Source organism: Actinomyces sp. oral taxon 175 str. F0384 (assembly GCF_000223355.1).
Taxonomy (GTDB): domain Bacteria; phylum Actinomycetota; class Actinomycetes; order Actinomycetales; family Actinomycetaceae; genus Actinomyces; species Actinomyces oris.
Map to the genome: position 1 here is coordinate 463,208 of NZ_AFUR01000001.1, position 15,148 is coordinate 478,355.

Annotated in this window: 11 protein-coding genes; 5 read left to right on the forward strand and 6 right to left on the reverse strand. The window is 69.9% G+C overall.

The features are described from left to right. Positions 1 to 210: 210 nt before the first annotated feature. Complete coding sequence (locus HMPREF9058_RS01875) at positions 211 to 897, reverse strand: HAD-IA family hydrolase (protein ID WP_009406492.1); 687 nt, start codon at positions 895 to 897, stop codon at positions 211 to 213. Positions 898 to 1,047: 150 nt separating this feature from the next. Here HMPREF9058_RS01875 and tsaD point away from each other — a divergent pair, with 150 nt between their 5' ends. Further along, positions 1,048 to 2,094, forward strand: coding sequence for a tRNA (adenosine(37)-N6)-threonylcarbamoyltransferase complex transferase subunit TsaD (gene tsaD, locus HMPREF9058_RS01880; RefSeq protein WP_009406353.1), 1,047 nt, complete (start codon positions 1,048 to 1,050; stop codon positions 2,092 to 2,094). On the opposite strand, the gene HMPREF9058_RS01885 is transcribed toward tsaD, so the two are convergent. Further along, positions 2,078 to 2,800 carry a TetR/AcrR family transcriptional regulator gene (locus HMPREF9058_RS01885; protein ID WP_009405676.1) on the reverse strand — a complete coding sequence of 241 codons (723 nt, stop codon included), beginning with the start codon at positions 2,798 to 2,800 and terminating at the stop codon, positions 2,078 to 2,080. The genes tsaD and HMPREF9058_RS01885 overlap by 17 nt on opposite strands. Positions 2,801 to 2,920: 120 nt before the next feature. On the opposite strand from HMPREF9058_RS01885, the gene HMPREF9058_RS12915 reads away from it, so the two are divergent. Next, a complete protein-coding gene (locus HMPREF9058_RS12915; RefSeq protein ID WP_009406258.1) occupies positions 2,921 to 6,769 on the forward strand; it encodes an ABC transporter ATP-binding protein in 3,849 nt (1,282 codons plus the stop codon). Positions 6,770 to 7,498: 729 nt separating this feature from the next. Here HMPREF9058_RS12915 and HMPREF9058_RS01905 read toward each other — a convergent pair. Continuing rightward, entirely contained in the window at positions 7,499 to 8,731 is a 1,233-nt protein-coding gene (locus HMPREF9058_RS01905) for a glutamate--cysteine ligase (RefSeq protein ID WP_003789393.1), read from the reverse strand. A 76-nt stretch (positions 8,732 to 8,807) separates the two neighbouring features. After that, the gene (locus HMPREF9058_RS01910; protein WP_043537733.1) at positions 8,808 to 10,079 is read right to left on the reverse strand and encodes a class I SAM-dependent methyltransferase; all 1,272 of its coding nucleotides are present in this window, start codon (positions 10,077 to 10,079) and stop codon (positions 8,808 to 8,810) included. A 205-nt stretch (positions 10,080 to 10,284) separates the two neighbouring features. On the opposite strand from HMPREF9058_RS01910, the gene HMPREF9058_RS01915 reads away from it, so the two are divergent. Then, on the forward strand, positions 10,285 to 11,088 hold the full coding sequence (locus tag HMPREF9058_RS01915; protein WP_175284660.1) for a vancomycin high temperature exclusion protein: 804 nt from the start codon (positions 10,285 to 10,287) through the stop codon (positions 11,086 to 11,088). 250 nt (positions 11,089 to 11,338) lie between these two features. Then, complete coding sequence (gene groES / locus HMPREF9058_RS01920) at positions 11,339 to 11,635, forward strand: co-chaperone GroES (RefSeq protein ID WP_003789398.1); 297 nt, start codon at positions 11,339 to 11,341, stop codon at positions 11,633 to 11,635. 177 nt (positions 11,636 to 11,812) lie between these two features. On the opposite strand, the gene HMPREF9058_RS01925 is transcribed toward groES, so the two are convergent. Then, on the reverse strand, positions 11,813 to 12,115 hold the full coding sequence (locus tag HMPREF9058_RS01925) for a WhiB family transcriptional regulator (RefSeq protein WP_009405735.1): 303 nt from the start codon (positions 12,113 to 12,115) through the stop codon (positions 11,813 to 11,815). A 444-nt stretch (positions 12,116 to 12,559) separates the two neighbouring features. Between HMPREF9058_RS01925 and guaB the strand changes: the two genes are divergently transcribed. Continuing rightward, positions 12,560 to 14,122, forward strand: coding sequence for an IMP dehydrogenase (gene guaB, locus HMPREF9058_RS01930; protein WP_175284661.1), 1,563 nt, complete (start codon positions 12,560 to 12,562; stop codon positions 14,120 to 14,122). A gap of 130 nt (positions 14,123 to 14,252) precedes the next feature. Here the strand turns inward: guaB and HMPREF9058_RS01935 are convergent, their stop codons facing one another. Further along, on the reverse strand, positions 14,253 to 15,032 hold the full coding sequence (locus HMPREF9058_RS01935; RefSeq protein WP_043537574.1) for an exonuclease domain-containing protein: 780 nt from the start codon (positions 15,030 to 15,032) through the stop codon (positions 14,253 to 14,255). Between the last annotated feature and the right edge of the window lie 116 nt (positions 15,033 to 15,148).

A 15,148-nucleotide genomic window follows, 5' to 3' on the forward strand; every position in this document is an offset into this window, starting at 1 on the left:
CCGGCTCGGTGGTGTTCTACGTGCATACCTTTGACCAGCGCACGCCGGTGGGGACTTTCTGCGCGTGCGGGGGCATTCTCTGCCGGACGGGGGCATGTTGCGCGTACGGTGACAGGATTGCTGTCCCCGACGGCGTCGAATGGCCCCGCCCGGAACGACAAGCGCCCGGCCGCGTGAAATGTCCCCGCCCGCGAAGTGCCCGGCTCGGCGTTAATGGATGGTGAAGGTGATCCCGGTGAAGTCCGCGATGCGTGGGACGTGTGAGCCGGCCTCGGGGACGCCGTCGCCCACGAGGAGGATCTGTGCTCCGGCGCGCCGGGCGGAGGTGTAGCCGGAGGGAGCATCCTCCAGCACCAGGCAGGAGGAGATCGGCACGCCCAGGAGCTCGGCGGCTTTGAGGTAGGGGTCGGGATCGGGTTTACCGCGCTCGACGTCGCCGGCGGAGACGACCACTGGGGGAATGGGGACGCCGGCATCCTCCATGCGCACTCGCATGAGTTCGATCGGCGCGGAGGTCACCAGGGCCAGCGGAACGCCGGCATCGATCAAATCCGCCACGAAGGATGCGGCGCCGGGAATCTCCGCCATCCGCCCTGCGGTCTGCGTGATCTCCTCACGGGCGAGGCACTGGTAGACGGCGTCCCGCTCTTCATTCGTCAGCTCCGGCAGGAACCGCCGGATCGTGTCGAGCCCGGTGCGGCCGGGGGAGTAAGCCATGATCTCGTCGAAGCGCTCACTCATGCCGTGGTCCCGGGCGAAGGAGGCCCACATCGACTCCACGACCGCCGAGGAGTCCACCAGCGTGCCGTCCATATCGCACAGAAGCGCCTCGGCACTGCTCAGGGGCGTCTGCCCCTCGGTGGCCCTTCCCGATGACGACCACAGCTGAACGGACATGACGCCTCCTGGGACGGAATCGACGTGAGCAACACTGTCAGCCTATCGAAGGAGGCGTGAACCTGCGCTGCGACGCGGTGCTCAGCGGATACCCGAGGCCTCGATAGGCGCCTGTTCGGCGTCCGTCTCTCCAGGCGATAGTCTGGCCCCGTGAGCGACCCCCTCATTCTCGGCATCGAGTCCACCTGCGACGAGACCGGCGTGGCCCTCGTGCGCGGCCGCGAGCTCCTCGCCGACGTCACCGCCACCTCCATGGACCAGTACGCGCGCTTCGGCGGCATCATCCCCGAGATCGCCTCACGCGCCCACCTGGAGTCCTTCCTTCCGACCCTCGACGCCGCGCTGGAGAAGGCCGGTGTCGACCTCAGTGAGGTCGACGCCGTCGCCGTGTGCGCCGGCCCCGGACTCATCGGCTCCCTGACCGTCGGCATCTCGGCCGCCAAGGCCCTGGCCGCGAGCCTGAGCCGGCCGATCTACGGCGTCAACCACGTCATCGGCCACCTGGCGGTCGATGAGCTGGTCGACGGCCCCCTGCCGGAGCGTTTCGTCGGACTCATCGTCTCCGGCGGCCACTCGAACCTCCTGAGTATCCGCAACGTCGCCACCGACATCGTCGAGCTCGGCGGCACTCTCGACGACGCCGCCGGTGAGGCCTTCGACAAGGTCGGCCGCCTCCTGGGCCTGCCCTACCCCGGCGGCCCGCACGTGGACCGGCTCTCCCAGGAGGGCGACCGCGGCGCCATCCGCTTCCCTCGAGGGCTGGCCGCGGGCAAGGACAAGGAGCGCCACCGCTACGACTTCTCCTTCTCCGGCCTCAAGACCGCCGTGGCCCGCTACGTGGAGTCCCTGGAGGACTCCGACCAGAAGGTGCCCAGTGCTGACGTCTGCGCCGCCTTCTCCGAGGCCGTCAACGACTCCCTGACGGCCAAGGCGGTCCAGGCCTGCCTGGACACCGGCTGCGACACGCTCGTCGTCGGGGGAGGGTACTCGGCCAACTCCCGCCTGCGCTCCCTGGCGGCCGAGCGCTGCGAGGAGGCCGGCATCACCCTGCGCCTGCCACCACTGCGCTTCTGCACCGACAACGGCGCCCAGATCGCAGCCCTGGGGTCAGCGGCCGTGCGGGCCGGTGTCGCCCCCAGCCCCATGGACTTCGCCCCGGACTCGGGGATGCCGCTGGACGTCAGCGTCGCCCACTGAAGTCGCCCCCTGACGCCGACTTCCCTCCCGTATCCGTTGCGCTCGGGGGCAGGCCCACGGCCACTCCCCGGATGATGATCTCGATCTTGCGGTCCAGGCCGCCGCGCTCCAGCCAGCTCTCGTTGGGCGTCAGCGCCTCGGGCAGGGGAGGGTTCCCGGCGGCAGCCGCGAACCGGCTGGTCTCCTCCAGTCCTGTGGGCCCGCCCAGCCCCGAGGGGGCCGCGGGGGAGCGCATGACCTCGATCTGCGCGTGCGTGGAGATGACGGTGTCGCCGACGAAGTCCAGGACCACCCCGGCCTCCTCGACCCCCAGGCCGCCGTCGACCAGGACCTGGCACGCCTGAGCCACGGGGGCGGCGAAGAGCTGGTGGGCCCACGGCACCCCCATGATGACTCCGGCCAGGCCGGGGTAGCGCTCCAGCATCGCCCAGATGGCCTCGGCATGGGCCCGCACCGCATCGGGCCAGCGCCTCCCGGCGCCCGGAGTCTCCACCTCGGCGGCGATCCTCTCCAGGCAGGCGGCCAGCAGATCCTCGCGCGAGGAGATCGTGCGGTACAGCCCGGAGACCGCCACTCCCAGGTGCTTGGCCACCGCCGTGAGCGTGAACTCCGCGATGCCGATCTCGAGGGCGGCATCGACGACGTCGTCGCGCGAGAATCCTGGTCTCGGTCCGGTCGGTCGGCCCAGTCGCGCAGATCGTGTCATGGCAGCACCGTAATGGTCCGTGCGAGCTGTTGCCCGAGGTTCAGCGGCGAGAGTAAGGTGGACCTCACTAAGTTCTGAAAGCCATTCAGAATTAGGGTCGACGGAAGGTTGGGATACCTGATGAGCACGCGGACACAGTCGTCAGCTCCGGGAGCCTCGCCGTATCCATCGCCCGCGCCGTCGTCGCCGCCCTCAGCCAGTGCAGCAGCGCCTGACGACGCAGCTGAGCCGACCCCTCAGGGCAACGCCCAGCGCTCGCGCGAGGGGCAGGCAGCCATCGCCCGCCTCGGCGCCCCCGTGCGCACCCGCCTGCGGATCGGTCAGGTCCTCGTCCTGCTCTCCGCGGTCCTGTCGGTGGCTCCCTACATCGCACTGGTCCAGCTCGGCGATATCCTGCTGCGCGCCCACCGGGCGGGCCTGAGCCCGGATCCTCAGCAGGTGTCAGGCGTGGTCATGGTGCTCGTGAGCGCCTACTCCACCCGCCTGCTGCTGTACTTCCTGGCGCTGCTCATCACCCACCTGGCTGACCTGTCCCTGCGCGACCGCCTGCGCCGCGACATCGTTGCGCGCATCTCCCACGCCCCGCTGTCCTGGTTCACCGCCTCCACCTCCGGGCGCCTGCGCAAGGCCGTCCAGGACGACACGACCCTCGTCCACACCGTCATCGCCCACGGCCCCGTTGAGCGCCTCAACGCCATCGTCACCCCGCTGGCCCTGCTGGGGTGCGCCTTCTGGATCGACTGGCGCCTGGCCCTGCTGGCCGTCTCCGCACTCGTCCTCTACGTGCTCACCTACTCGGTGTCCATGCGTGGCATGAACGAGAAGACCGTGGAGATGGACCGCAAGCTGGCCGCCATCTCCTCGGCCATGGCCGAGTTCGTCTCCGGGATCGGTGTGGTCAAGGCCTTCGGACGCGTGGGACGCGCCCACTCGGCCTACCTCACCGCTGCGGACGAGTTCTCCGCCTTCTACCGCGCCTGGGCGATGCCCTTGGTGACCGTCACCTGCCTGTCCTTCACCTGGGTCTCCATCCCCGTGCTGCTCCTGGTCAACCTCGGCGGTGGGGCGCTGCTCATCCACGCCGGGGCCGTCACCCTGCCCCAGGTCCTGGCCACCACCCTCGTCGCCCTAGTCCTGCCCGCCGCCCTCATCACCATCGCCTCGATCTCCTGGTCCTACCAGCTCGCCGGCGCGGCAGCCCTGCGCCTGTGCGAGGTCCTCGACACCCCCGTCCTGCCCGCCGCCGACCGGCCCGCACAGCCCCGCGCGGAGCGAGTCGAGATCGACCACGTCTCCTTCTCCTACGGGGAGGTCCTCGCCGTCGACGACGCCTGCCTGACCCTGGAACCGGGAACCGTGACCGCGTTGCTGGGCCCCTCCGGCTCGGGCAAGTCGACACTGGCCACCCTCATCGCCCGCTTCGCCGACCCCGACGCCGGAGCCGTCCGCATCGGCGGGGTGGATCTGCGGGACATGGACGAGTCCACTCTGTACTCCACCGTCTCCTTCGTGCTCCAGGACGCCCAGCTGCTTGCCACCACCGTGCGCGAGAACATCGCCCTCGGGCGCCCGGAGGCCGATCTGGCGCAGGTGCGCGCCGCCGCCCGCGTGGCCCGCATCCACGAGGAGATCATGGCGCTGCCACAGGGCTACGACACCGTCCTGGGGCAGGACACGGCACTGTCGGGTGGGCAGGAGCAGCGCATCGCCATCGCCCGCGCCATCCTGCTGAACACCCCCGTCATCGTGCTCGACGAGGCCACCGCCATGGCCGACCCCGAGTCCGAGGCCGAGATCCAGCAGGCACTGAGCGCCCTGGTCAAGGACCGCACCGTCCTGGTCATCGCCCACCGGCCGGCCGCCGTGCGCGGCGCCGACCGCATCGCCGTCATGGACGGCGGACGCATCGTCGCCGCCGGCGCCCACGATGACCTGGCCGATGAGCCCCACTACCGGGCCCTGCTGCGCCAGGCCGGCGAGTTCGAAGGTGCCACGGAGGTGGACGGTGACGAGACTGTGACCAGGACGGTTGGCCCCGCACTCGCCGATGGCGCGGCCGACAGTCCGGACGACGGTGTGGCCGACAGTGCGGCTGACGGTGCGGCTGACGGCGGTGCCCCGGCAGCAGTGGCCTCCCACATCGATGACCGGGGCGGGCGGACGGGGGCCGCGTGTCCGGAGCCCTCGGCTCCCGGTGGGTCCTCCCGGCCGGCGGACTCCCTGCTGTCCCGCTTCCGCCGACTCATGACCGACTCCTCCTGGAGACAGACCCGAGGGTGCATTGCCCTGGCGGGAGTCAACGGGGTCCTGGTGGGACTGGCGCTGCTGGTGCTGCTGCCCGCCTCAGTGGCTCTGGCAACCGGAGCTCCCCGGTGGGGGCTGTCCTTCGGTGGCTGGCTCGTCGTGCTGGTCGTTCTCGGTCTCGGTGCGGCCGTCTGTGACTTCCAGGGGCGGCGCCTGGGCATGTCGGGGGCGCTGGGCTTCATGCACGACGTCCACCACGCAGTGGGCGACCGGATCGCGCGCCTGCCCCTGCGCTGGTTCACCGCCGACTCCGCCGGTACCCTGTCCCGGGCGGTGAGCCAGGAGATGGTGGCCCTGGGGGAGTCCGCCGCCCACTTCATGTACCTGCTCACCTCCACTGCTGCTGCATGCGTGGTCGTCGGGGTCGGCTCCTGGGCCTGGGACTGGCGCCTGGGGCTCCTGCTGACGCTGGCCGCACCCCTGTTCGCCGGACTGGTGCGCCTCTCGCGCCGTCTGCTGGATCGCGGCAAGTCCATCTCCGAGCCCGCCGAGCGCGAGCTCGCCACCCGCATCGTCGAGATCGCCCGCTGCCAGGGCGCCTTGCGATCCTGCAAGGCCGCCTCCGGCTACACCCGCCTGACCGCCGCCTTCGACGATGGGGCCCGAGCCTCCAGGCGCGCCCTGTGGTGGGAGTCCGCCGGCAACCTCGTCAATGGTGCGCTGAGCCAGATCGTCGTCGTCGCCATGATCGTCCTGACCTCCTCGCTGGCCGCCTCCGGCGCCATGGAGCCGCTGGTGGCCATCGCCGTCATCGGCATGTGCCTGCGTTTCACCACCATGCTCGACGACATCGGAGCAGCCGTCATGGGCGTGGAGGAGCGGCGCCAGATGATGAACCACCTCGACGCCGTCATGGACGCCGAGCTCATGGCCGAGCCGCAGGAGCCCAGCTCGCTGCCCGAGCCGGGGGCCGTCGAGCTCGACGACGTCGTCTTCGGCTACCGCCCCGACGCTCCCGTCCTGAACGGGGTGTCGATGAGCGTGCCCGCGCGCAGCATGTGCGCGATCGTGGGTCCCTCCGGCAGCGGAAAGACGACTGTTGCCCGCCTCGTCGCCCGCTTCTGGGATGTGGGCTCGGGAACCGTGCGTGTCGGCGGCACCGACGTGCGCGACATGCCGACCTCCCAGCTCATGGAGCAGCTCTCCATGGTCTTCCAGGACGTCTACCTCTTCGACGACACCCTGGCCGCCAATATCCGCATCGGCAACCTCGCGGCCGACGACGCCCAGGTGCGCTGGGCCGCGGACCTCGCCGGCGTCACGGAGATCGTCGACCGTCTGCCCCATGGCTGGGACACGCGCGTGGGAGAGGGTGGGCGGGCCCTGTCCGGTGGGGAGCGCCAGCGCGTCTCCATCGCCCGCGCCCTGCTTAAACGAGCCCCGATCGTCCTGCTCGATGAGGCCACCAGCGCACTGGACGCCGAGAACGAGGCCAATATCGTCGCCGCGATGCAGGAGCTGCGCCGCACCTCGACCCTCATCGTCATCGCCCACAAGCTTGAGACGATCGCCGCCGCCGACCAGGTCATCGTCCTCGACGACGCCGGGCGCATCGCCCAGCGGGGACACCACGATGAGCTCGTGGCCGTCGAGGGGCCCTACCGCAGCTTCTGGGAGCAGCGCACCCGCGCCCGCGGATGGGCGCTCGTATCGAGGCAGGGATGATCCCCCAGGAATCACCGAACGCCGGTTGAGACTCGGGTCCGCGCCGGCTCGCAATAGAAGTGGGGCACGGGCCCGGATGCCAGGCCGACTTCTCAGTGAGCAGATGATTCAGCGCCGCAGAGGATCCATGAGGCTGTTAGAGGAGGACCGAGAGGGAAATGAGCTCATGGGCGCGGATGCGGGGTGCGCTTCATTGATGCACAATGTTTCGGAGAATTGTGGTGGCGATGGTGCGATGACGTGGAAAGTCATGTGCTAGGGGTGGGGAGGGAAATGCTCCGATGTACCCCGGACGTTTGGTTCCGTGTTCTGTCGGGACGTCAGTGCATGTTGTTCTCTCTTGCATTTTCCATTGTTCGTCCTGCGGGAGGATAAGGAGAATTCGGGTCCGTCTCCTCCGCTGCAGCGCAAGCCGATCCCTCCGCCCGGGTCTTCGCCGGCTCCTCAGCGGTCCTTCGAGCAAAGCTCGGAGCGCTGGTCGGGTTCGTGGCCGTCGGGATTGTGAGCTCGTGCCCGTGGGCGGGGTACCCGGTGGACCTCATATCGCAGCACCGCAGGCTGGAGAGGGGTTTCTCCCACGGTGACACAACGATCCCGCTTCCCGCCCTGCTGGGGATCCCCGTCACCAGCATGACCAGCCTTCTGCGTGAGGAGACGAAGCGGCGGACGGGGTGCTCCTGAGCCGGAGCCCCGACGCCACCGACCACAGGTGGGTCGCCGGCGCTCGGCTCAGGACTTGGCCGCCAGCGAGAGCACCTCGGTGGGACGCAGGGGCCTGCCCGCGCGGGCCTCGGCCAGCAGCAGCCTGACGGCCGCCTCCCGCTGTCCGCCGTAGGCCCTGACGGCGGCGATCTGACGCTGGTAGGAGGCCCCCGTCTCCAACGTGGTGCGCACGGAGTCCAGTTCGGCGGCGCAACCGAGATCCTCGGCGACGGGAGCGAGCTCGGTGAGCATCCGCTCAACCGTGTCTCCCACCAGCTCCTCCTCACCGGCGGAGTTGACGATGAGGATCGCGTCCATGCCGTAGCGGGCTGAGCGCCACTTGTTCTCGGCGACGTACCAGTCCGGCAGCGCATCGAGCTCCTCACCCCGGTCCAGGGTGCGGGAGAAGGACTCCACGAGGCACTGGGTCAGCGCCGCCATGCCGGCCAGCTCGGTCAGGTTCGTGGCGGCGTCGCAGGCCCGCACCTCGATGGTTCCCAGGCGCGGCGAGGGGCGCACGTCCCAACGGATCTCGGTGAAGTCCTCGATGACGCCGGTGTGGACCAGGTCCCCGGTGTAGCTCTCCAGCTGCTCCCAGGTGCTGAACTGCTCGGGGGCGCCGGCGGTGGGCAGCTGCTGGAACATCATGGCGCGGTTGTCCGCGTAGCCCGTGTCCGCCCCCGCCCAGAAGGGCGAGGAGGCGCTCAGGCACTGCAGGTGGGCGGTACGCGTGAGCAGGGCCTTGAGGATCGGCAGGACCTTGCTCCGGTCCTCGACGCCGACGTGCACGTGGGTGCCGAAGATGAGCATCTGGTGGCCCCACAGCCGGGTGCGGTCCACCAGGCGTGCGTAGCGCTCGGCGTTGGTCACCTTCTGCACCAGCGGGTCTGCGAAGGGGTGGGTCCCGGCCGAGGCCAGGTCCACGCGCAGCGGGTCGGTGACGGGAAGGACTCGGTCGAAGGCGAAGGCGATGTCCTCCATGCACTCGGCCACGGTCCTGCGCGCCCCGGAGACCAGCTCGATGGTGTTGAGCATCATCTCGCCGTGCACGTGCGGGTCCGGGCCCACCTTCTGGAGGATCTCCTCGGCGCACTGGCGCAGGTCGAGGCTGTCGCGGTCGATGAGGGCCAGCTCCCACTCCACCCCCAGCGTGGAGCGGGCCGATCCGGCGAAGTCAAGGGACTGGGGGCGGCGGGCCGGCGGCAGTTGAGCGTCGGCGGACGCGGCGTTCGGGCTCGTCGTGTCAGTCGTGTTCTGCATGTCCTGGCCTCCTCGGGTTCCCCGGTTCCCTCGCGGGTGCTGACCGGGGGTCTGTCGTCGCGGGAATAATGGGGGTCTATGACGTCGGTGAGTGAGCTGATGAGGCGCTGGTGATCGGTTCGACGACGAGGACGGCGCCCTTCGCCTTGTCTCCCACCCGGGTCAGGATCCAGGTCTCCGACTCCTGGCCGCTGAGCCTCAGTGAGGCGCGCAGGGCGTCGGGGGAGACGTCGACTCCGCGCTTGAGGATCTCCAGGCGCCCGATGCCCAGCTCGCGCCCACGGGAGCGCAGGGTCTTGAGCCGTAGCGGCAGGACCTCGGTGAGTCGGAAGGAGCGTACGAAGGGGGCAGTCGCCTCATCGGGCAGGCGCTCGCCCGTGAGGTAGCCGATCCGGGGTCCCACCGGCCTGGCATCCAGGGTCTCGCACAGGTGGGCGATGAGTCCGGCGCGCACGGCGGCGCCGTCGGGAACGTGGATGATGCTGCCCAGGTCGTCGGGCGAGCCGATCGGATCGACCTGGACCGGCGGCTGCGAGGGGTCGGAGGTGCTGGGATCAACCAGTGTGCAGGCGGTTGCGTTCTGCGCTCCTGAGCGCAGGATCAGCGCGGAGCGCCCGGGGCCCTCCGGCGCCAGCGGTCCGCACCAGATGGCCGCTTCGACGACGTCGCCGTCCGCGCTCACCCACTGGGTGTGGGCGTCCGATGGCAGCGCGGCGTGGTCGATGCCGGGGGCGACCTTGACGCCCAGGGCGGGCACGGTCTCGCGCAGTGCGAGCACTTGCGACAGGGCCGGGGACCACTGCTCCGGATCGGTGATGCGACGTCCCTCGGCGCGGCGTGCGGGGTCGGCGAAGACGGCGTCCACCCCTCGCTCGACCAGGTCGATCTCCAGGGCGTCGGCGCACTCGACGCTCGCGTGGGGGAAGGGCATGAGGTTGATGGTGGCCAGGGCGGCTGCGGCCTCATCTCGGTCCACGGCGAGTACCGGCAGGTCGAGCCCGGCCAGGGCGACGGCGTCGCCCCCGATCCCGCAACCCAGGTCCGCGACCTTCGTCACGCCCGCGGCCGCGTAACGGGCCGCATGGTGGGCCGAGACCGTCAGGCGGGTGGCCTGCTCCAGGCCGTCGGCGGTGAAGAGCATCTGCTGGGCGAAGGGCCCGAACTTCGCCGCGGCCCGCTCGCGCAGGCGCTGCTGCGTCAGCGCGGCCGCCACCAGGGCGGGGGAGTTGCCCTTCTCGCGCAGGGAGCGTCCCAGGGACAGGGCCTCGGAGGGGTCGTAGGGGGGCAGGGAGGACAGAAGCTCCCAGCCCTCGGGGGTCAGCAGGAGCGCGACGTGGTTCTCAGCCATCACCCCCGATCATTCCATGCAGAACCTGCCAGTGGGCGTGATGTTCACTGGGTGGAGCGGGAAGGGGCCCACGCAGGGAGGTCGGGAGAGGGGCTGAGGAGGCCCTGAGGACCCTGCCTGGCAGGCGGTGAGTAGGGTTGTGTGCCGAGGCGCCGCGCACCGGCGGTGCCGAAAAGGCGCTGGATGGGAAGACGGGTGGGGACTGATGACTGAGGGGGAGCCCCGGGGCGGTGCCAGTCAGGGTGCCGGTGCCGTCGTGGGGTGCGAGGGCGACGGCGTGAGCACAGCCCGGCGGCCTGACGCTGCGGGGCGCCTCCGGGCGCTACTGCGGTCGCTGGTGCGGATCTCTGTGGTAGTCATGGGGGTCATGGCCCTCCTGGCGGCCGGGGCCAGTATCTGGGCGTGGACGATCAGCGCCGGGCACATCGAGATCGTCGGTAAAGGCCGCGGCGACGGCGGGGCTGCCAGGGCACCGGTGGCGATCGTCCTGGGGGCGGCCGTCGACGCCGACGGACAGCCCTCGCCCTGGCTGGCTCACCGCCTTGACACCGCCGCCGAGCTCTACACCAGCGGTCGCGTCGAGGCGATCCTGGTCTCCGGGGACAACCGGCGCGCCGGCTACGACGAGCCCACTGTCATGCGCAGGCACCTCCTCTCCCAGGGGATTCCCGACCAGGCGATCGCCGTGGACCACGCGGGCTTCGACACCTACGACACCTGCGTGCGGGCACGCAGGATCTTCGGGATTGAACGGGCCCTGCTCGTGACCCAGGACTTCCACGAGCCGCGCGCGGTCGCCATCTGTCGTGCGGTCGGCGTCGACGTCGAGGGCGTCGGCGACGCGCGGGCCCGCAGCGACCGCATCGGGTGGGCGGTCAGCTGGGCGCGCGAGCGAGCGGCGGCGATCAAGGCCGTCGCCGATGTCGTCTCCCGACGAGACCCGACCCTGGGACGCCAGGAGACGAGCGTCAAGGAGGCTGTCGCCTGGACCCGGGAGCACCGGCGCTGACGAGGGCTGACGCCCACGGCGAAACCGCCGCCACGCTTTGGCACTCGCGTTGACTGAGTGCTAACGCCGACGTAGATTCTCCGTCAGGCGCAGCGGAGTGCTCTCCCGGTCCTGGGACACAGGGCGGGCACCTTCTGCGACTCGCACTCCTGCATCGTGCCGGACCGACCCCCGCGACGGCGGCCGGGCACGCCTGGGGAGGGCGAACAAGCCGTTCTACTGCACGTTGAAGAGAAGGAGGAGGTCTCCAATGTCGATCTCCATCAAGCCGCTCGAGGACCGTATCGTCGTCCAGACCGCTGAGGCCGAGCAGACCACCGCATCCGGCCTGGTCATCCCCGACACCGCCAAGGAGAAGCCCCAGGAGGGCAAGGTCGTGGCCGTGGGCCCGGGTCGCATCGATGACTCCGGCAACCGCGTGCCCGTCGACGTCGCCGAGGGTGACGTCGTCATCTACTCCAAGTACGGGGGCACCGAGGTCAGCTACGCCGGTGAGGACTACCTCATCCTGTCGGCGCGCGACGTCCTGGCGGTCGTCACCAAGTGAGCCGTTGAGGTCGTGTGCGCCGCCCGGCGCCACGCATGGTGAAGGGGGAGGCACCCTCGAGGTGCCTCCCCCTTCACCATGCGCGCACAGGGCCTGCTCCATGGAGGCGCCGTGTCTGGATGATTGTCTCGAGATGGGAATGTCCGTGCTGTCGATTCCCTGAAGCGGGGCGGAGCGTCAGGCCGGCTCGTCGGTGAAGCGGCGTGCCTGCCGCTCGTAGTATGCGCGCCGCTCCTCCTCACTCAAGCCTCCCCAGACGCCGTAGGGCTCGCGGGTGCTCAGGGCGTGGTCCCGGCACTCGTCCAGGACGGGGCAGTCCTGACAAATGGCCTTTGCTCGTTCGTCCCGCCGTCGACGGGAACCGCCTCTCTCTCCTTCGGGGTGGAAGAAAACCGAGGAGTCCATGCCGAGGCAGGCCCCCCGGTACTGCCACTCCCAGAGGGTGGAGATCGGGCCGGGCAGACGCGATGAGTCGTGCATTGCCTCCCTCCCCTCCTTTGGATATGGCGGTCGGGCACATCGAACGTGATGCGCTATATCTAACGATAAGATCGCGCGGTGCGTTAATCAAGAAGAATCATTCTATCTCACAACGAAACTTTCTCCAGATTTGCTGGATGTTGGCGTTCTAGGTGTCTGAAAACGTGCGCCAGAGTATGGCGCTCGAATAGCAGAAACGTTTTGTGAATGATGTATGTCTGAGGAGCATCTTTTTTCTGAAACGTTCCGCATTCATTGTTGCTTTATTTCTGGGACGCCCGTCACCTCGGTGCGGTGGTCTCGCCGTCGGGCCGGCTGCCGTGTCGGGCGTCGGGTCGAGTGCTCCGCCCTGCCCTCGGGGCGCGTCGGTGCCGAGCGGCTCGGTGGGGACGGCCGTGTGGGGTGCCGGTGGGGCAGCGGGCGGACAGGTCGGTGCCGGCGGATATGCACAGGGTGGTCAGGACGTCCTACGATGGCCCCGTGAGCGACTCGATCACCAGCCCTGACGTCTTTGCCCCCACCGGACTCACTTACGACGACGTTCTCCTGCTGCCCAGGCTGACCGACGTCATCCCCTCTGAGGTCGATACGACCTCCAGACTGACCTCGAGGATCAGCCTGGCCACCCCGCTGCTCTCGGCCGCGATGGACACGGTCACCGAGTCGGACATGGCTATTGCCATGGCTCGCCAAGGTGGTATCGGCATCCTCCACCGCAACCTGTCCATCGAGGACCAGGCCCAGCAGGTGCGACGCGTCAAGCGCTCGGAGTCCGGGATGGTCACCGACCCGGTGACCGTCGGACCGGACGCCACCATCGCCCAGCTCGACGAGCTCTGCGGCCACTACAAGGTCTCCGGCCTGCCGGTCGTCGACGCGGGAGGCAACCTTCAGGGGATCATCACCAACCGCGACCTGCGCTTCGTCCCCCCGGAGCGCTGGGCGAGCCTGACCGTGCGCGAGTGCATGACACCGCGTGATCGCCTCATCACCGGCGAGACCGGCATCTCTCGGGAGGACGCCAAGGCGCTCCTGGCTGAGCACCGCATCGAGAAGCTGCCCCTGGTCGATGCCGAGGGGCGCCTCACCGGTCTCATTACCGTCAAGGACTTCGTCAAGACCGAGCAGTACCCCCACGCCACCAAGGACGCCGAGGGGCGCCTCGTGGTGGGTGCTGCCGTCGGCTACTGGGGAGACACGTGGGAGCGTGCCGGGGCCCTGGCCGAGGCCGGCGTGGACGTCCTCATCGTCGACACCGCCAACGGCGGTGCCAAGCTGGCGCTGGAGATGATCTCCCGTCTCAAGTCTGATTCCGCCTTTGGTGGTATCGAGGTCATCGGCGGCAACGTCGCCACTCGGGAGGGCGCCCAGGCGCTCATCGACGCCGGGGTCGACGCTGTCAAGGTCGGGGTGGGGCCGGGTTCCATCTGCACCACGCGCGTCGTCGCCGGCGTGGGGGTGCCCCAGGTGACGGCCATCTACGAGGCGGCCCGCGCCTGCAAGCCCGCCGGGGTGCCCCTCATCGCCGACGGCGGCCTGCAGTACTCCGGTGACATCGCCAAGGCCCTCGTGGCCGGTGCGGAGACGGTCATGCTCGGCTCCCTGCTGGCGGGCTGCACGGAGTCGCCCGGCGACCTCGTCTTCGTCAACGGCAAGCAGTGGAAGCGCTACCGCGGCATGGGGTCGCTGGGGGCTATGAGCTCGCGCGGGCGCACCTCCTACTCCAAGGACCGCTACTTCCAGGCCGACGTCTCCTCGGACTCCAAGATCGTCCCCGAGGGCATCGAGGGGCAGGTCCCTTACTCCGGTGCGCTGGGCGACGTCGTCTACCAGCTCATGGGCGGGCTGCACCAGTCCATGTTCTACGTGGGTGCGCGCACGATCCCCGAGCTCAAGGAGCGCGGTCAGTTCGTGCGGATCACGAGCGCCGGTCTCAAGGAGTCCCACCCCCACGACGTCAAGATGACCGTCGAGGCCCCCAACTACACCGGGCGCGACGGGGTCTGAGACATCGCAGCCCGTTGACCAGACAGGCTCAGCAGAACCTTGCCGCGTAGGGAGCCGGCCGGAGTGATCTGGCCGGCTCCCTGCGTATGGGCGTGCCTGCCGTTTGTGCGGCAGGGGTGCTTGGAGGGGCTCAGTGCGTGGGGGAGTCCGGCAGCGGCCAGGCGGTCTGGGCCGGGGTCCGCGAGGGGTTCTTGCGCGCCAGCCACTCGTTGAAGGACTCCGCCCAGGTGCGGTGGGCTCGGGCCTGGAAGGCCACGAGCTCATCGGGGCTGAGCTCTGAGAGCTGCGGGTGGGCCGCGGCCAGGGCCTCGAGCACATCGAGTGTGGCGGCCACGTCCACCTCCGCGGTGTGCAGGGCCTCATCGACGCGCACGCCGTAGACCTCGCAGAGGTCGCCCAGGCGGCGCTTGCCCCGGCGGTAGCGGTCCACGGCCCGGTCCAGGACCAGCGGGTCGGCGATGGGCCCCAGCTCGCGGCCGAGGCGCGAGCGCATTGTGGGCAGCCCGTGGCGAGCGATCTCGGCCTCCATGAGAGTCAGGTCGTAGGAGGCGTTGAAGGCGACGACCGGGGTGCCGGCCGCCATCGCCGCCACCAGGTGCTCACTGACCTCTGCCAGCACCTCGGTCACCGGCCGACCCTCGGCGCGGGCCCGCTCGGTGGTCACGCCGTGGACCGCGGCGGCGGCCTCGGGGATCTCCACGCCGGGATCGGCGAGCCACGTGGTCACCGACTGCGGCCGGACTCCGTCGGCCCGAGGAGCCGCCCGCCAGACGAGCGCCGCCGTGACCAGACGGTCGCCGGAAGGGTCCACTCCAGTGGTCTCGGTGTCGAAGCCGAGCAGGGGGCCCAGGGGCCAGGTGGAGGGAGCGGTGGCGGCGTCGGACATGGAGGAGGAGTGCGGGGTGCTCATGGGGACAGCATGCCACCGGGCTGCGACATCAATGCGCCGGTGCCAGTGCGCCTCGCCCGGCTGCCGGCGCCCGCGCACGCCTCCGCCCCGCCGGTCGCTCCGGTGGATACCGGACC